19 protein-coding genes are annotated in these 16,190 nt (G+C 58.6%); 9 read left to right on the forward strand and 10 right to left on the reverse strand.

From position 1 onward, the window contains the following. The first annotated feature begins 79 nt into the window (after positions 1–79). From ABFT80_RS21540 to moaB, 6 genes are all read left to right on the forward strand, one after another. Positions 80–304: a putative signal transducing protein gene (locus ABFT80_RS21540; RefSeq protein ID WP_347974009.1), complete on the forward strand. Its 225-nt coding sequence runs from the start codon at positions 80–82 to the stop codon at positions 302–304. A gap of 13 nt (positions 305–317) precedes the next feature. After that, positions 318–1,100: a tRNA1(Val) (adenine(37)-N6)-methyltransferase gene (locus tag ABFT80_RS21545; protein ID WP_455189982.1), complete on the forward strand. Its 783-nt coding sequence runs from the start codon at positions 318–320 to the stop codon at positions 1,098–1,100. A gap of 86 nt (positions 1,101–1,186) precedes the next feature. Further along, positions 1,187–2,056, forward strand: a complete 870-nt coding sequence (locus ABFT80_RS21550; protein ID WP_347974067.1) for a S49 family peptidase — start codon at positions 1,187–1,189, stop codon at positions 2,054–2,056. 75 nt (positions 2,057–2,131) lie between these two features. After that, positions 2,132–2,317 (forward strand): hypothetical protein, encoded by a 186-nt coding sequence (locus tag ABFT80_RS21555; protein WP_347974011.1) that lies wholly within the window; start codon positions 2,132–2,134, stop codon positions 2,315–2,317. Positions 2,318–2,327: 10 nt separating this feature from the next. Next, the gene (locus ABFT80_RS21560) at positions 2,328–3,197 is read left to right on the forward strand and encodes a 4-(cytidine 5'-diphospho)-2-C-methyl-D-erythritol kinase (protein WP_347974012.1); all 870 of its coding nucleotides are present in this window, start codon (positions 2,328–2,330) and stop codon (positions 3,195–3,197) included. Continuing rightward, the gene (gene moaB, locus ABFT80_RS21565) at positions 3,194–3,745 is read left to right on the forward strand and encodes a molybdenum cofactor biosynthesis protein B (RefSeq protein ID WP_347974013.1); all 552 of its coding nucleotides are present in this window, start codon (positions 3,194–3,196) and stop codon (positions 3,743–3,745) included. Before ABFT80_RS21560 ends, moaB begins: the two co-directional genes overlap by 4 nt. 790 nt (positions 3,746–4,535) lie before the next feature. On the opposite strand, the gene ABFT80_RS21570 is transcribed toward moaB, so the two are convergent. Next, positions 4,536–5,042 (reverse strand): glycosyltransferase, encoded by a 507-nt coding sequence (locus tag ABFT80_RS21570; protein WP_347974014.1) that lies wholly within the window; start codon positions 5,040–5,042, stop codon positions 4,536–4,538. Between the two features lie 146 nt (positions 5,043–5,188). Here ABFT80_RS21570 and ABFT80_RS21575 point away from each other — a divergent pair, with 146 nt between their 5' ends. Then, positions 5,189–6,343, forward strand: a complete 1,155-nt coding sequence (locus ABFT80_RS21575; RefSeq protein WP_347974015.1) for a PA0069 family radical SAM protein — start codon at positions 5,189–5,191, stop codon at positions 6,341–6,343. A 128-nt stretch (positions 6,344–6,471) separates the two neighbouring features. Next, positions 6,472–7,173: a ribonuclease HII gene (locus ABFT80_RS21580; RefSeq protein ID WP_347974016.1), complete on the forward strand. Its 702-nt coding sequence runs from the start codon at positions 6,472–6,474 to the stop codon at positions 7,171–7,173. Between the two features lie 329 nt (positions 7,174–7,502). Here the strand turns inward: ABFT80_RS21580 and ABFT80_RS21585 are convergent, their stop codons facing one another. The 8 genes from ABFT80_RS21585 to ABFT80_RS21620 all read right to left on the reverse strand — a co-directional run bounded on the left by ABFT80_RS21585 (position 7,503) and on the right by ABFT80_RS21620 (position 13,767). After that, entirely contained in the window at positions 7,503–7,982 is a 480-nt protein-coding gene (locus tag ABFT80_RS21585; RefSeq protein WP_347974017.1) for a F0F1 ATP synthase subunit B, read from the reverse strand. Positions 7,983–7,989: 7 nt separating this feature from the next. Then, positions 7,990–8,571, reverse strand: a complete 582-nt coding sequence (locus ABFT80_RS21590) for a F0F1 ATP synthase subunit B (RefSeq protein ID WP_347974018.1) — start codon at positions 8,569–8,571, stop codon at positions 7,990–7,992. Between the two features lie 64 nt (positions 8,572–8,635). Further along, positions 8,636–8,863 carry a F0F1 ATP synthase subunit C gene (locus ABFT80_RS21595; RefSeq protein WP_347974019.1) on the reverse strand — a complete coding sequence of 76 codons (228 nt, stop codon included), beginning with the start codon at positions 8,861–8,863 and terminating at the stop codon, positions 8,636–8,638. A 68-nt stretch (positions 8,864–8,931) separates the two neighbouring features. Beyond that, entirely contained in the window at positions 8,932–9,681 is a 750-nt protein-coding gene (locus ABFT80_RS21600; protein ID WP_347974020.1) for a F0F1 ATP synthase subunit A, read from the reverse strand. A gap of 41 nt (positions 9,682–9,722) precedes the next feature. Next, positions 9,723–10,133 (reverse strand): AtpZ/AtpI family protein, encoded by a 411-nt coding sequence (locus ABFT80_RS21605; RefSeq protein WP_347974021.1) that lies wholly within the window; start codon positions 10,131–10,133, stop codon positions 9,723–9,725. A 229-nt stretch (positions 10,134–10,362) separates the two neighbouring features. Beyond that, a complete protein-coding gene (locus tag ABFT80_RS21610; RefSeq protein WP_347974022.1) occupies positions 10,363–11,565 on the reverse strand; it encodes a cell wall hydrolase in 1,203 nt (400 codons plus the stop codon). A gap of 86 nt (positions 11,566–11,651) precedes the next feature. Beyond that, entirely contained in the window at positions 11,652–13,091 is a 1,440-nt protein-coding gene (gene der, locus ABFT80_RS21615; RefSeq protein WP_347974023.1) for a ribosome biogenesis GTPase Der, read from the reverse strand. Positions 13,092–13,101: 10 nt separating this feature from the next. After that, positions 13,102–13,767 (reverse strand): tetratricopeptide repeat protein, encoded by a 666-nt coding sequence (locus ABFT80_RS21620; RefSeq protein ID WP_347974024.1) that lies wholly within the window; start codon positions 13,765–13,767, stop codon positions 13,102–13,104. A gap of 205 nt (positions 13,768–13,972) precedes the next feature. On the opposite strand from ABFT80_RS21620, the gene ABFT80_RS21625 reads away from it, so the two are divergent. Then, on the forward strand, positions 13,973–14,935 hold the full coding sequence (locus tag ABFT80_RS21625) for a polysaccharide deacetylase family protein (RefSeq protein ID WP_347974025.1): 963 nt from the start codon (positions 13,973–13,975) through the stop codon (positions 14,933–14,935). Here the strand turns inward: ABFT80_RS21625 and sbmA are convergent. Further along, positions 14,926–16,188, reverse strand: a complete 1,263-nt coding sequence (sbmA, locus tag ABFT80_RS21630) for a peptide antibiotic transporter SbmA (RefSeq protein WP_347974026.1) — start codon at positions 16,186–16,188, stop codon at positions 14,926–14,928. The genes ABFT80_RS21625 and sbmA overlap by 10 nt on opposite strands. Between the last annotated feature and the right edge of the window lie 2 nt (positions 16,189–16,190).

Consider the following 16,190-nt stretch of genomic DNA (forward strand, 5'->3'; position numbering starts at 1 on the left):
CGAATTGGCGCGGACGTTCTAAGTTACGATTCTGAGCAATGCGATTTACTTTGAACCAACAACCTGCAAATTTCAGCACATGATCGAACTCATCAGAACCAATGACGCCGTCGTTATTTCTTTCGCGCAATCACTTCTTCGCGATGCGGGCATAGAATGTCTCGTCGCGGACGAGAATATGAGCGTTCTGGACGGCTCCATCGGCGTATTGCCGAAGCGAATCCTCGTTGCGGACGACGAAATCGATCAGGCGAAACGCCTGCTCAACGATGCCGGCATCGGCAACGAAATCAGCAAGACCTGACAGCACCCGCCATATGATCGATGCCGTGACCGAAGCACAAACGACGCTCGACGCATTTCACCGCGGCAATTTCTGGCTGGTACAGCCCGCGCGCGGTGCGCATCGCTCCGGCACCGATGCGCTTATGCTGGCAGCAGCCGTCCCATCGACTTTCTCAGGAAAGCTTGCGGATTTCGGCGCTGGTGCAGGCGCTGCCGGTCTTGCGGTCGCTTCGCGCTGTTCTGCCTGCAAAGTCGTTCTCATCGAGAAATCCGGCGAGATGGCAAGCTATGCCCGCCGGACCCTCGCGCACCTCAACAACGCCCATCTGGCAGAGCGTGCGGACGTGATCGAGGCAGATCTGACGCTTGCCGGAAAGGCACGGCGCGATGCCGGCCTTGCCGACAATTGCCTCGACTATGTCATCATGAACCCGCCCTTCAACGCCCCCCGTGACCGCGCAACGCCCGACGTGCTGCGCAAGGAAGCGCATGTGATGGAAGACGGGCTGTTCGAGCATTGGGTTCGCAGTGCAGCCGCCATGGTGAAGCCGCGCGGCGGTCTGGCGATCATCGCGCGTCCGCAATCGCTCGCCTCCATACTAAGCGCGCTCGAAGGCCGCTTCGGCAATGCCGAGATCGTGCCGGTCCATCCGCGCACGGACGCGGCTGCAATCCGCATCATATTGCGTGCGGTGCGCGCGTCGCGCGGCGGCCTCAGCCTCAAGCCCGCACTCATCGCCCACGGCGAAGGCCGCGAGTTTTCGCAGCGCGCCGACGACATAAACAACGGACGGGCATCGCTTTTTGGTGATTGAACCGTGAGCGGCATTGTGTTCGGGCTGCAAATCCCTACATCCGAAACAAGCAAACTCGCAACAAATGACGGAGATGACTGCCTGTGGTGAAACGGATTTTCAATCGCCTGCTTCCAAAAGCGTTCCGCTCAGAGGCGATCACCATTCCAGTCATCAGGCTTCACGGAACGATCCAGACAGGCGGCGGCGCGTTCAGGCAGTCGCTTTCACTGGCTTCCACGGCGGGCCTCATCGAAAAGGCCTTCGCATTCCAGAAGGCGCCCGCAGTCGCCATCTCGATCAATTCGCCCGGCGGATCTCCGGTCCAGTCGCGCCTGATCTTCAAGCGTATCCGCGATCTGGCCGAAGAAAAGAACAAGACGGTTCTGGTTTTCATCGAGGATGTCGCCGCATCCGGCGGCTATATGATTGCGGTTGCGGGCGATGAGATTTTCGCCGACCCGTCATCCATCGTCGGCTCCATCGGCGTCGTTTCCGCCTCTTTCGGCTTCACCGACCTCATGAAGAAGGTCGGCGTCGAGCGCCGCGTTTATACGGCTGGTGCCAACAAATCCGTGCTCGATCCTTTCAAGCCGGAGAAGCAGGAAGACATCGAGCGGCTGAAAGCGTTGCAGCTCGACGTGCATGCAACCTTCATCGATCTCGTCAAAAGCCGCCGTGGCGCAAAGCTGGTCGACGATCCCGAAATGTTTACCGGCCTGTTCTGGACCGGCAGCAAAGGTGTCGAGCTTGGGCTGGTCGATGCACTGGGCGACATGCGCGGCGTGCTGCGCGATCGCTACGGCCCCAAGACCAAGCTGCAACTGGTGACGCAGCCGCGCGGCTTCCTTGGAAAACGCCTCGGGCTTTTCGGCTCAAAAGACACATTTTCGCCACCTGACATCGCAGCTTCAGCCGCCAATGGCTTGATGGACGCGGCACAGGAGCGTGCGCTTTGGTCTCGTTTTGGACTTTGAATTTCTGGCGGAACAGCGCTAGATTGTAAATTGGCTCCCGGTTTTGGCCGGGGTTTCAATGGAAAGGCAACAGAAATGCCGCAGATCATTTTCTTCGCGCTCGTTGGCATCGTCGCTTATGTCGGTTACCGCTCCTTCGTAAAAGAAGCGCAGCGCGTGACCGCGAAAGTACGCCGACAGGAGCAGCAATCGGTAAATGGAGCGAACGGAACGCTCGTAAAAGATCCCAAGACCGGCGAATATCGTCTGGCGAAAGACTGAACCGTATTCCGTGGATCCAGATGTCTCGTTCGCGGTCGAGCATGCGCCCGCAAAGGTCAACCTTGCGCTTCACGTAACCGGTCGCCGGGCTGACGGCTACCACCTTCTCGATAGTCTCATCGTGTTCACCGCCCATGGCGATCGCCTGACATTCAGTCCGGCACAGCGCGATTCTTTTTCAGTCACCGGGCCGTTTTCAGCTTCCGTGCCGAATGATGAAGGCAATCTAGTTTTGCGCGCGCGCGTTCTGCTGCGCGAGGCTTTTCCTGAAGCAAGAAAACCCGTTTCCATCGCTCTCGAAAAGAACCTGCCCGTCGCTTCCGGCATCGGCGGCGGCTCCAGCGATGCGGCGGCTACGCTGCGCGCCTTGGCGCGCCATTGGGGTTTAGAGGGGCAGGATCGCATCGACGCAATCGCGCTTTCGCTCGGGGCGGACGTTCCGATGTGCCTCACCGGGCGGCCACTTCTGGCCAGCGGAATCGGCGACATCATGCAGCCCCTGAACAGCTTTCCCGAACTCAATTTGGTTCTGGTAAATCCGGGCATCGCCCTTTCGACACCTGCCGTTTTCAAGGCTTTGCAATCCACCGACAATGCGCCCCTGCCCGCTCTGCCATCAGCGCTCGATTTTACCGCGTTGATCGAATGGCTGGAGACAACGCGCAACGATCTTCAGGATGCGGCCACGCAGATCGTTCCCGAAATCGGTGACTCACTTTCCGCACTTCGCACCAACGGTTCGGCATTTGCGCGCATGTCCGGCTCCGGCGCGACATGCTTCGGGCTGTTCGAAAACGCGGAAAATGCGGCCAAGGCAGCAGCATCGATTTCCGAAGCCCAACCAGACTGGTTCGTCTCATCCACCAAGGCAGTTTCATGAGCAGCGAAGCGCGCCAGTTCATCCCCGTTCGCATCGCCGTTCTGACGATTTCCGATACGCGCACGCTGACCGACGACAAATCCGGCCTGACGCTGGCCCAACGCATCGAGGAAGCCGGGCATCATCTCGCGGCGCGCGAAATCGTGACGGACGACAAGGAAAAAATCCGCGAAACCGTCGAGAACTGGTCGAAAAATCCCGAAATCGACGTGGTAATCACCACCGGCGGCACCGGCTTCACCGGTCGCGACGTGACCCCGGAAGCGCTGGAGCCGATATTCGAAAAGCGCATGGACGGCTTTTCCGAAGTCTTTCACCGCATCTCCTACGACAAGATCGGCACATCGACCGTCCAGTCGCGCGCAACGGCTGGCGTCGTCAACGCAACCTTCGTCTTCGTGCTCCCCGGCTCCCCCGGCGCCTGCAAGGATGCATGGGACGGCATTCTGAAGCCCCAACTCGACTACCGCCACATGCCATGCAATTTCGTGGAAATCATGCCGCGGCTGGATGAACATCTAAGGCGCGGCGGCAAGCCATCGGCTTAGAGCGGTCCCAATTTTGATGGAATCGCGAGGCGCCCCCCTCTGTCCTGCCGGACATCTCCCCCACGGGTGGGGAGATTGGCTGACACGATCCTCTGCATTCATTCTGCAATATTAGACAATTGGTGCCGAGCGTTCATGATGGAGTAATCTCCCCACCTGTGGGGGAGATGTCCGGCAGGACAGAGGGGGGCGCTGTCCCGCCGGCGTTTCTATTTAAAAATGAAACGCGCTAGGCGGTGCGACCAGCTTCCCTCATGCTGAGCCTGTCGAAGCACGCACAGGAATGCCACTGGCTGCGTGAACAAAAACCACCAATTTCATGTTTTTTATTCACCCCCTTTCAGCCTGCACCTATCATTCCCCCACTGTCTGAGCGGGAAGCCGGTGCGCACCGGGTATCGGTTCAGACAGCGGTGACCTCCCACTTGCGACTGCGGTAGTCGTGAGACCCGAGGGGTGAGACATGTCCGACCGAAGGTCGGCGCGTCGAAGATGCGTTCATGGCAGGAACTGACAAACCCCGCCGATGAAACATCCCAAAGCGTGCGGAGAAACCGCGATGTTCATCTGCACTATTGAATGCAGGAGACATTGTGCCCGACCGACCGGATAGCAAAGACCGGCGGGGTGCGGACGTCGCGCCAAATATTACTTACACTAGGAAGGCACGGCCAAGCGCCCCGCTTCCCGGTTCTTTGACAATGGCCAGACGCGAAAGCGGGCGTGGCGATGATGAAATGTGTCGTGTGCTTCGACAGGCTCAGCATGAGAAGCGTTAGCGCGCCCAACCTCAAGCGCTTTGGGCGACCCAAATCTCAGCAGGCAGACGCCGCCTGGAAAGCCCCCGCGCCATCGCCTGCGCATTCTCAGCCTTGGCCGAAAGCGCCAGCGCCTGGCGTTTCGTAATCAGCAGGCCATCGGCCAGCGGCCGGTTTTTCGAAAACACCCGCCTTAGCAGAGGCTGGCGCGTGGCACGCGCGGGCGAAAACCGCGCAGGCCCCGGCAGAGCGCCGATATGGTCGATCACCGCATTCATCCAGCCGTCAGCCAGCCGCGCACCCGGCTCTATGATCAGCAGCCAGTCGCCTTTAGCGGCGCGGATACCTGCCGCGATCCCGCCTTCCGTCACATAATTACAGCCAGTCTGGTCGGCGATCCGGTGCGTCTGATCCGATGAGCCATTATCGCAAACGATGACGTCGCGGATCAAACCCTCCACGACCCCGCCAATCAGCGTGGCAAGTGTGCGCGCAAGGCGCTCTTCATCGTTCTTGGTTTCGATCAGAACCGACAGCATGCTTAGCCGAATAGCCTAAAGCCGCGAAAAGCGCCAGCTATCCGAAATATCAATGGGTAGAACAAAGTTCTTGCTTTGTTCTCATTCTCGAAATAGGAATATGTTCATCAAACAAGACGAAGGCGATTCGCCGGAGGCACAGGAAAATGGAACCGATTTCACGTGCAGATGTTGCAGCTTTCAGGAGCGGAGGTTCCGGAATGGCCAATGCAATCATCGAGGAAAGCGGCATCCGCGTTAATCATGAACGCAGGAGAGGCCGTGCAGCGGGCATAAACCCGTCGGGGCGTTTCGAGCCGATCTCGCGCCATGTCTTCGATGATGGCTGGAATTCGGTCGAGGAGCTGCCGCCTTTCAAGACGGAAGTGCAGGTCGAGAAGCCGCGCAATATCATCACCCGCAACACCTCGCCCGATATCTCCTTCGACCGCTCGATCAATCCGTATCGCGGTTGCGAGCATGGCTGTGTCTATTGCTTTGCAAGGCCGACGCACAGCTTCATGGGTCTTTCTGCCGGTCTGGACTTCGAATCCAAGCTGTTCTCGAAGCCCGATGCGGCAAAGCTGCTCGACCGGGAGCTTTCGAAGGAAGGCTACCAGCCGCGCACCATCGCAATCGGCACGAATACGGACCCTTACCAGCCGATCGAAAAGCAGTGGCGTATCATGCGCGAAATCCTTGAAGTGCTTGAGGCGCGCAATCATCCGGTCGGTATCGTCACGAAATCCGCGCTGGTAACGCGCGACATCGATATTCTGTCGCGCATGGCCGAGAAGGGTCTGGCGAAGGTAGCAATGTCGATCACGACAATGGATCGCAAGATCGCGCGGACCATGGAGCCGCGCGCCGCAACGCCGACCAAGAGGCTGGAGACACTCCGCCAATTGAGCGATGCGGGTATTCCGGTATCAGTGATGGTCGCGCCAGTTATTCCCGGCCTGACCGATCAGGAACTGGAACGCATCCTCGATTCGGCACGCGCAGCAGGCGCCAGAGAGGCCGGCTACATCATCCTGCGTCTGCCGCTGGAAGTAAGCCCGATCTTCAAGGAATGGCTGCTGCGCCATTTCCCTGACCGGTATCGCCATGTCCTCTCACTCATCCGCTCGATGCGGGAAGGCAAGGATTACGATTCGGAGTGGGGCAAGCGGATGAAGGGTTCCGGCCCTTACGCCTGGCAGATCGGCCGCCGCTTCGAGATCACCGCAAAGAAGCTCGGACTGAATGTCGAAAAGCGCCCGCTGCGAACAGATCTGTTCGTTGCGGCACAGAAGGAGCACGAGCAGCTCGTTCTGCTTTGATCAATCCATAATCAAGCAAGTTTCGTCCCGGCTTCCCTCTAAGTCGCGCGACGGAGCCTTCCCTTTTCGTCCCCAATGAAGGGGAAGGCCTTGCGGAGAATCGGAGCCGATGCGAGCATCGCCGCACTATGGCTCGTACGCGCTCTGATTCTCCCCCTCTCTTCGAAATCCTCGAAAAGCCCGATTTTTCGGTCGAGACCAAAGCCATTGCGCAGGGTCTGTGGCCGGTAGCCGGGCTCGATGAGGCTGGGCGCGGCCCGCTTGCCGGACCAGTGGTTGCGGCAGCCGTCATTTTGAACCCGGAGCGCATTCCAGACGGCCTCGACGATTCCAAGCGCCTGAGCGCGGAACAACGTGAGGCGCTTTTCACTGAAATCCTCAATACGGCGCTCGGTGTATCGTTTTCCTCGATTTCCGCCGAGAAAATCGACGAAATCAATATTCTGCGCGCCAGCCTCGAGGCTATGCGGCGGTCACTGAAAGGTCTGCCGGTCGTTCCCAAGCTCGCATTGGCTGACGGCCGCGACGTGCCGCCGGGGCTCGGCTGTGAATGCCGCGCGATGGTGAAAGGCGACCAACGCTCGCAATCGATCGCTGCCGCATCTGTCGTGGCCAAGGTCATGCGCGACCGCATCATGCATGGCTGCGGGCAATCCGATCCGCGCTACGGTTTTGAAGTGCATATGGGCTACGCCACAGTGCGCCACCGCACGGCCATCGGCGAATGCGGACCGGTCAAACGGCTCCACCGCGTATCATTTGCGCCATTCAGGTTGCGGGAAGTATCGGTGGAGGTTGCTCAGCGCGAAGTGGTGTTTGAGGACGAGTAGAGCAGTTCCTGTTTTGATGGAATCGCGAGGCGCCCCCCTCTGTCCTGCCGGACATCTCCCCCACAGGTGGGAGATTAGCTGACATAACTCTCCGCCTCTTCACTCTGCAACGTCAGCAATTGGTGCCATGCTTGAATGATAGAGTAATCTCCCCACTCGTGGGGAGATGTCCGGCAGGACAGAGGGGCGCTGTCCCACCAGCGCTTCAATCAAAAAATGAACGGCTCTAGGCGCTTCACTATGATTTCGCTCAACCGCTGACGTGCCCCAACAAACAAAAAAGCCGCTGACGATGCCAGCGGCTTTTTCAATGTCTGAAAAAACCTTGCTCAGTTGAGCTTGGCTTTCACTTCCTGAACGCCCGACTTGAAAAGCTCAGCGCCGGACTTGGCGTCGATCTTGCCAGCGAGGAGCTTGCTGGCTGCCGCAACGGCCAGATCGACGGCGCTTGCACGGACTTCGTTGACGGCGTCACGCTCGGCCTGAGCGATCTTCTGCTCGGCAAGCACGGTGCGACGTGCAACATACTCTTCCGTGCTCTGGCGGGCTTCCGCCACAAGATGTTCTGCCTCGCGCTTTGCAGACGCGACGATGTCGGCTGCGTCCTGCTCGGCTTCCTTGCGCTTGCGCTGGTACTCGGCGAGGATCTGCTGTGCTTCCTCACGGAGACGGCGGGCTTCCTCGAGCTCGTTGCGAATGCGGTCTGCACGCGCGTCGAGCGACTTGGTGATCATTCCAGGAACTTTGAGGTAGACGATCAAAGCGAGGAACAAGAATAGGGCGACTGTGGCCCAGAATGTGGCGTCCATGACGATCCTACTCCCTGGCAGCCTTGACCGCAGCAGCAACCGCAGCCTTGTCCGTCTTGCCGCCGATTAGCTGCTGGACGATTTCGGTTGCCGTTTCTTCTGCGATAATGCCGACTTCGTTCATCGCGGATGACTTGATCGAAGCGATACGTGCTCCGGCCTCGTCGAGCTTCCGGTCGAGTTCTGCTTCGACCTTCTTGCGTTCGACTTCAGCATCGGCCTTGGCAGCATCGCGTGCGTCCTGGCCGATAGAGTGTGCCTTGGTGCGTGCTTCGGCCAATTCCTGCTCATAGGCAGCAACGGCAGCGTCGGCCTCGGATTTCAGGCTTGCGGCCTGATCCAGATCCTGCGCGATACGGTCACGCCGCACCTCGATAATGCCGCCAAGACGAGGCAGCACGACCTTTTTCAGAAAGAGATAGAAGAGGCCGAACGAAATCGCGAGCCACAAGATCTGCGACGGAAATGTCGCAGGATCAAACGGCGGAAACGGCTCTTTCACGGCAGGACCGTGCCCGGCATCGACTGCCGTATGGGTTTCGCCTTCGACCGGAGCAGTTTCCTGCGCGTATCCGGGTGTCACAAACATCTCAATCCCCTGTCACGGCAGACCGGCCGCGTGTGCGGCCGGTGCATCGCATATTGCGCTGTTCTTAGACTGCGAAGAGCAGGAGAAGAGCGACGAGGAGCGAGAAGATGCCCAGAGCTTCGGTCACGGCAAAGCCGAAAACCAGACGGCCGAACTGGCCATCAGCAGCCGACGGATTGCGCAGCGCGCCCGAGAGGTAGCTGCCGAAGATGTTTCCGAGGCCGAGGGCCGTGCCGGCCATGCCGAAACAAGCGAGACCTGCTCCGATGTACTTTGCTGCTTCTGCTTCCATTTTAAAACTCCTTGATTGGAACTGTAGATTTCAGGTTGAAGCCGGCTTGTTCCGTACCGGCCGATTTATCAATGCCCCGGATGAACCGCATCGTTGAGATACATGCAGGTCAGAACCGCGAACACATAGGCCTGGAGGAAAGCCACCAGAAACTCGAGCGCCGTGATCGCCACCGTCATGAACAGCGGCAGGATCGCACCGGCAACGCCAACTGCACCGAACGCGCTGAGCGACGTCACGAAACCGGCGAAAACCTTGAGCGTGATGTGGCCTGCCAGCATGTTCGCGAAAAGACGAACCGAAAGGCTGATCGGACGCGAAAGGAAGGAGATCATTTCAATGATGACGACGAGCGGAACGAGAAGTCCAGGAACGCCGTGCGGCACGAACAACTTAAAGAAGCCGAGGCCGTGCTTCATGAAACCGTAGATGACGACCGTACCGATGACCAGCAGAGCCAGCGCGAAGGTGACGATGATATGGCTGGTGATCGTGAAGAAGTAAGGGAACAGGCCGAGGAAATTGCCGACCAGAACGAACATAAAGAGAGAGAAAACCAGCGGGAAGAAGCGCATTCCCTGCGTTCCCGCCGCGTCTCTAAGCATGTTCGCTATGAATTCGTAGGAGATTTCCGACAGCGACTGCATCCGGCTCGGCACGATGCCGCGGCTCGACGTCGAGAGGAAAAGGAACGCGCTGGTCACCACGACGGTCGCAACCATGAAGGCTGCGGAATTGGTGAAGGAAAAATCTATCCCGCCGATTTCAATCGGAATCCATTTCGCGATATGAAATTGATGGACCGGATCGTTGGCCATTCAGGCCCCCCTCGAACAAAAATCGCACCCTTGGGCGCAGTTTACTTCTCGTCTGGCTTGCCGGCATCCTTGGAAGGCGCCTTCAAACCCACATCAGCTACCATTCCCGCAGAGCGCAGGACATTGAGCACACCGGCACCGAATCCTAAGAACAGAAACACGATAAGCCCCCAAGGAGACGTTCCCGCGAAACTGTCCAGAACCCAACCGATTCCGACCCCGACAACGATACCCGCGATAAACTCGCTGGAAAGCTTCATTGCCTGACCGTAACCCGTCACGCCGCTGGATCTGGCGTCCGGACCCTCATTCCGCACATTGGGCCTTCTTGCTGCGAGTGTCGCTTCAAGACTGCGCCGACGGCGATCAAGGTCGTCGTCACGAACTTCAGGTGCCGCTGGATTTCCGGGTCCGGTTTTTCCGGTTTCGTCTGGCCTGCTTTTTTCGGCCATCGCAACCTCCATACCCGGCCAGCTTCTTGCTTACTGTCCGCTTTTAAAGTCGCGCGCAACATAGTTAGAGGGGCTTTGGCCGTCAAGTCACGGCAGCCCCTGTCTCTACATGTATTTTTGCAAATAAAATCAAAGCGTTGGTGAAGTGCGACATGTTGCCCGCCCGCGCCGTGCCGTTCAGGACGGCGAATCCGGGCAAGTGGCGGGCATTATCGCCTCCGCTGAAGACTCAGCTCCAGCCGCCGCCATAGGTGCGATAGAAGATATGAAGGCCGATCTTCTTCATCTTCTGCATGGTGTGCGCCCAACGCGGATTGACGTAGGTCGCGTGGTAGTGCGTGGCGGAGCCGACTTCATCGATGAAAATCTTGCCGGCGGTGGTGGCCATGGCAATCTGTTCGGCGACCTTGTAATTTTGCGGGCTGTTCACGCGGTCGGGGATTCCGTCGCATGCAAAAGAAAACTGGCAACGGTTGCGCCAACCGTCATTTTGATAGACGACGCCGCAAATCGTGTTCGGATAGGCCGGATTGCGGACGCGGTTGAGAATCACCTGAGCCACCGCTGCCTGACCGCGAAGGTTCTCGCCGCGTGCTTCGAAATAGATGCCGGTGGCAAGGCATTTCTGCTCTTCCGAGGAGAACACTTCAGCCGGAAGCGGCTTGCTCATCCAGGCATGATCGCCCTTCGACATTGGCGGGATGAAGCGGCCATTGTTCGGATCTTCTTCGCGCAGCAGGCTTTCGAACGGCGATGCCCGTGCATAATCGGGTGCGGCGGGTGCGTATGCGGTGGCGAGGATGTCCGGGCGATCATTGTTGACGAGATCGGCCAGCATGGTCGGCACGCCTTTCGCTTCTTCCGGGTCTTCAGACGCGTGGAAGGCGGCGGCGATGGCGATTTCCTGCCCGACAATTTCTGACTGCAGGAAGGTCATGCGCAGTTCGCCGTCCATCGTCGGGCGAAGCAGCGAACTCGTGCGATCGAAGACCGAACCTGCATTGAAGGATTTCGGCGGCGCAACAGGCGTGACGTTTACGACGCGGCCCTGCTTGTCGGCGCGGTGGATGCGGTCTTCATCCGGCGTTTCGCTGGCGGCGGCCGATTTTCCGCGAAACGCGACCGTTCCGACGCCCGGCAGGCTGACGCCCGACCCGGACATGGCGTTCGCATCGACATTCGCGAAGGGCATTTCGGCGGCATGGGTCGAACCCGCGACCGCCTTCTCGACAAAGGAGTTCCAGCGGGCGCCCGGCGCTTCCAGCCCCGACATCAGGCTGGTCATATCCTGATAGGCGACAGCCGTGGGAAAGGCTGTCCATATGCCCAGACCAACCACGAGAGGTGAAAGAAAAGAACGCTTTGCCTTGGCGGCGGCAAATAGATTCCTGCACGCGACAGATAACTGCCGCGTCACTAGACGACGATGCACGGGCACTCTCCTGAACGCTACAGACCCCAGTGCTCAGGAAAATGATCTATTAACCTTGATGAAGGGTTAATCGAGGGGGAATTGCCTTAACCCAATTTGCGCTTTTTTGCTTTGTTAGCGAACGGGTTTTCGGATGCGCGCAACGCAACGCGGATCGGCACGCCGGGCATGTCGAATGCCTCGCGCAGATTGTTGACGAGATAGCGCACATAAGATTGCGGCACCGCATCGGGCCTCGAGCACGACACGACGAAGCCCGGCGGGCGGGTCTTTGCCTGCGTAATATACTTGATCTTGAGACGGCGACCGGCAACGGCGGGCGGTGGATGATGGGCAAGAATGCCTTCCAGCCAACGGTTGAGCTTGCCCGTAGAGACGCGGCGGTTCCAGACCTGATGCGTTTTGAGAACGGCATCCATCATCTTGTCCAGACCGCGCCCCGTTTCAGCAGAAACGGTGACTGCCTGAAGCCCGCGTATCTGGGGCAGAAGCCGATCAGTCTTTTCGCGAAGCTCGGCAAGCGTTTCCTGCCGGTTCTCGATCAAGTCCCATTTGTTAAAGGCGATGAGCGGTGCCCTGCCTTCGCGCGTGATCAGATCGACGATCTGAAGATCCTGCTTTTCGAACGGGATGGTCGCATCGAACACGATGATGACGATCTCGGCGAAGCGAATCGCGCGCAGGCCATCGGTAACCGAAAGCTTTTCGAGCTTCTCGTGGATACGCGACTTGCGGCGCATTCCGGCCGTATCGAACAGCTTGATCTGCCTGCCGCGCCAATCCCACTCGACGGAAATCGAATCGCGGGTGATGCCGGCTTCCGGCCCGGTCAAAAGACGTTCCTGGCCGATCAGTGTGTTGATGAGCGTTGACTTGCCCGCATTCGGCCTGCCGACGACGGCAATGCGCAGCGGCTTGCTTTCATCATAGGCTGGATGATCTTCCGCGTCGGGATCGATGTCCTCACCGATGAGCACTTCGCTCTCGGCGACGTCGAGTTCGTCTTCCTCTTCTTCACCGAAGGCGCGTTCTTCGCCAAGCGCCTCGATCACGGCATCGCGCAGATCGGGCATGCCCTGTCCGTGTTCGGCCGAAACCGGCACCGGCTCTCCAAGACCCAGTTCCCAGGCTTCGAGGAAACCGCCCTGCGATCCGCGCGCCTCTGCCTTGTTGGCGACCAGCACGACCGGCTTTCCGGCGCGGCGAACGATGTCGGCAAAGCTCTTGTCGTCGGGCATCAGGCCGACCTTGGCGTCAACGACGAAGAAGATCAGGTCCGCTTCCTCGATGGCGATTTCGGTCTGCGCGCGCATGCGGCCCTGAAGGGTCGCGGCGGCAGCGGTTTCGAAACCGGCCGTATCGATCACGTCGAAATAAATATCGTAGAGCTTCGCCGCATGGACGCGCCTGTCGCGCGTCACGCCCGGCGTATCATCGACGAGCGCGAGTTTCTTGCCGACGAGCCTGTTGAACAGCGTCGATTTACCGACATTCGGTCGGCCGATTATCGCAACTTTAAAGCTCATCTCACTCGTTTCAGGATGCTGCGCCCGAACCGCGTATCAGTTCGGAAAGCATCGTTGCACGTTCGCGAATGTTTCGCGGCGCGCCGTCATCGGATGTAATTTCATCGAAAAGCTTCAGCGCGTCGGTCGCCTTGCCTTCCTTCCAGGCGGACAGGCCCAGCGCTTCCTTGGCGGAATTGCGCAGCGCGTTGCCCTCTGCCGTCAGCGTCTCGACCCGCGCCGAAACATCGGCATACGAGCCATGATCGACCAGAATGAGGCCGGCGCGCAGCTTGGCAATGTCGCGGATCTCGACAGGGATCGAAGTGTCGGCGGAAACGGCATCGAAAGCTGCAACTGCACTGTCGAACTCGCCCTTCTGCGCGAGGATCGTGCCCGAACGCATCTTTGCTAGAATCGGATAAGCGCCATAACTGTAGCCTTCCATCGCCTTCAAGGCTTCGAGGGCCTCGTCATTCTTGCCTTCCTGCGAAAGCGTCAAAGCTGCAAGGAACTCGTCGCCCGATTTGCTGGCCTGATTTTCTCTCCAGTACTCATAGGCAACGAAGACGGCTGTGCCGATAACGATCAGAACGGCCAGCGCAATGATGGCCGTGCCATAGCGTGACCAGATGGCGCGCGCCTTTTCCTGGCGGATTTCCTCGTTTACTTCACGAAAGAAGCTATCGTCCGACATTCGCTCTGAACCATGTTATGTTTTTGCCTGAGCAATTCTGCTGCAGGGTCATTGTTGCGTGCGTTTTACCGGAAAATCTTCTGCATGGAAGAGGCTCGCCCGAAAAAGCCTTGCCCACGCGCTAATAGGGCGCACGGAACAATTCCTACCTACGCCACATTTCATCGATAGCCGCAACTTTTCCGATCAAGTTTTTAAGCCGCTTATGACCCGCATTATACTGACATGCATAACAGCCGCCGCGCTGCTTGCAACATCCTCAAGCTTTGCAACAGCGCAGCCGTCGCGCGAGCCGCAATATGTGATCGTCTCATTCGACGGCGCGCACGATCTGCGCCAATGGCAGCGAAGCCGCACGCTTGCGGCCCTCACCGGCGCGCGCTTCACCTATTTTCTGTCCTGCGTATTCCTGCTCTCGCCGGAAACCAAGAGCACCTACCATGCGCCGGGCAAACGCGCCGGGCGCTCCAATGTCGGCTTCGCGCAGTCCAAACAGGAAGTGAAAGACCGGCTTTCCGAAATCTGGCTGGCGAAATCCGAAGGCCACGACATTGCCAGCCATGGCTGCGGGCATTTCGACGGCAAGGATTGGACAAAGGCGGACTGGACGAAGGAATTCACCGAATTCACCACCATTTTGCGCGATGCCTACACGATCAACGGCATCAAGGGTGAGCCCGAAGGCTGGAAGGATTTCGCAGAAAGCGAGATAAAAGGCTTCCGCGCGCCCTATCTCGCGACGGGCAAAGCCCTGAATGCGGCCCTTTCGGATGCCGGCTTCACCTATGATGCCAGCGGCGTTTCGCGCGGTCCTGCCGAGCCGGTATCAAAAGGCGGGCTGAGCGAATTTTCGCTGCCGCTCATTCCAGAAGGCCCGCGCAGCAGGCCCGTCATCGCAATGGACTACAATCTCTATGTGCGCCATTCGGGCGGCGAGGAAGACGCAGCCAACTCCGCCATCTACGAGCAGCGCGCCTATGATGCGTTTCGCAAGGCTTTCGATGCCGAGCATGACGGCAAGCGCGTGCCGCTGCAGATCGGCTTTCACTTCACGCTGATGAATGACGGCGCTTACTGGCGCGCGCTGGAGCGTTTCGCGAAGGACGTATGCGTGATGGAAGACGTAGCCTGCATCAGCTACGCCGACTATCTCGCCCGTCAGAAGTGATCCGTCGCCTCGTCCCGGCCCTCGACATAACGCTGATCGATGTCGGGCAATTTCTCTCCATAGATGATCGCTTCGAAAGCGCGCAGGCGCTTATGGACCGAAAGCAGTTCCACGATCGTCGACCATGAATTGACGAGAAACTGGAATGACGCCGTTACCTGGCTGAAGGCGAAGCTGATCTGGTTCATCAGGCCCAGCGTCAGCGTTCCGGCGATGAAGGACGGCACCATGATGACGAGCGAGAAAATGTTGTTCGCCTGAAGGTAGGTGTAGCGAACGACGTTGAAGTAGACATAGTGGAAATAGAGCCGGAAATAGTTCTTGCGCACATTTGAGAACAACACCTCCACAGTCGGTGGTTGAGCCCTCGCACCATCGTCTTCCCCGTAAACGAGTTCTTTTCTGTAGGCCGCTTCGGCGCGCTGATTCCTGAATTGCAGGCCGGGAAGCTTGTAGCCTGCCAAAGCCAGACTGACGGTTCCGAATACGGACCACAGCAAAGCCGCAACGACCAGCGGATGCGGTATCGGACCCAAAATCGGCAAGGCACCGATATGCGTGGAAAGATTGATGAGAACGGGCATGAAGGCGATCAGCGTCATTATGGACTCGATGAAACTCGTGCCCAACCCTTCCATGATCTGGGAAAAGCGCATCGTGTCTTCCTGAACGCGCTGTGCCGCACCCTCGATATGGCGCAGCGTCGGCCAATGCTCCATGTAGAAATCGTTCATCGCGTGACGCCAGCGGAACACCCAATGGCTGACGAAGAAGGCGTTTATGACGGCAATGTTCATGCCCAGCAGCGCCAGCCAGGTGAAGGTTCCGATCTGGACGTATAGCTGTCCTTCGGTTGACGTAACCGTCTTGGAAAGGATGCCCTGAATCAGATCAAAAAACGGTCCGTACCAATTGTTGACCTCGACGCTGATCTGCACCTGAAAATAGGTGACGAACAAAACCAGTGCCGAGCCGAGGATCGACCAGCGCTGCCATGGATGCGGCGCGTACCAGTTCCAGAACGCATAAAAGGCAAGGACGCCGTACAGAAAGTACAGGTAGAACCACAGGAAGGGCGCAGACCAGAAAACCGCCACGCCGACGACCGGCGGAGCACCTGCAGCAACCGGCGGCAGACCGAAGACGGCCCCCAATTGCGCACCGCCGAAAAACCAGGCCAGAATCAGCGCGAGGCTCCACATGACGGCCGAAGTGAAGAACAGCTTCGGCTGCGGAAAGAAGGAAACGAACACGT

The organism is Foliimonas ilicis (assembly GCF_039939195.1).
In the GTDB taxonomy this organism is placed as follows: Bacteria; Pseudomonadota; Alphaproteobacteria; order Rhizobiales; family Rhizobiaceae; genus Foliimonas; species Foliimonas ilicis.

Coding starts and splice junctions, on each gene's coding strand:
- ABFT80_RS21625 (WP_347974025.1), top strand. CDS start 13,973: ATGACCCGCATTATACTGACATGCATAACAGCCGCCGCGCTGCTTGCA.
- ABFT80_RS21620 (WP_347974024.1), bottom strand. CDS start 13,767: ATGTCGGACGATAGCTTCTTTCGTGAAGTAAACGAGGAAATCCGCCAG.
- ABFT80_RS21575 (WP_347974015.1), top strand. CDS start 5,189: ATGGAACCGATTTCACGTGCAGATGTTGCAGCTTTCAGGAGCGGAGGT.
- ABFT80_RS21540 (WP_347974009.1), top strand. CDS start 80: ATGATCGAACTCATCAGAACCAATGACGCCGTCGTTATTTCTTTCGCG.
- ABFT80_RS21580 (WP_347974016.1), top strand. CDS start 6,472: ATGGCTCGTACGCGCTCTGATTCTCCCCCTCTCTTCGAAATCCTCGAA.
- ABFT80_RS21555 (WP_347974011.1), top strand. CDS start 2,132: ATGCCGCAGATCATTTTCTTCGCGCTCGTTGGCATCGTCGCTTATGTC.
- ABFT80_RS21600 (WP_347974020.1), bottom strand. CDS start 9,681: ATGGCCAACGATCCGGTCCATCAATTTCATATCGCGAAATGGATTCCG.
- ABFT80_RS21545 (WP_455189982.1), top strand. CDS start 318: ATGATCGATGCCGTGACCGAAGCACAAACGACGCTCGACGCATTTCAC.
- ABFT80_RS21595 (WP_347974019.1), bottom strand. CDS start 8,863: ATGGAAGCAGAAGCAGCAAAGTACATCGGAGCAGGTCTCGCTTGTTTC.
- ABFT80_RS21570 (WP_347974014.1), bottom strand. CDS start 5,042: ATGCTGTCGGTTCTGATCGAAACCAAGAACGATGAAGAGCGCCTTGCG.
- der (WP_347974023.1), bottom strand. CDS start 13,091: ATGAGCTTTAAAGTTGCGATAATCGGCCGACCGAATGTCGGTAAATCG.
- ABFT80_RS21605 (WP_347974021.1), bottom strand. CDS start 10,133: ATGGCCGAAAAAAGCAGGCCAGACGAAACCGGAAAAACCGGACCCGGA.
- moaB (WP_347974013.1), top strand. CDS start 3,194: ATGAGCAGCGAAGCGCGCCAGTTCATCCCCGTTCGCATCGCCGTTCTG.
- ABFT80_RS21590 (WP_347974018.1), bottom strand. CDS start 8,571: ATGTTTGTGACACCCGGATACGCGCAGGAAACTGCTCCGGTCGAAGGC.
- ABFT80_RS21585 (WP_347974017.1), bottom strand. CDS start 7,982: ATGGACGCCACATTCTGGGCCACAGTCGCCCTATTCTTGTTCCTCGCT.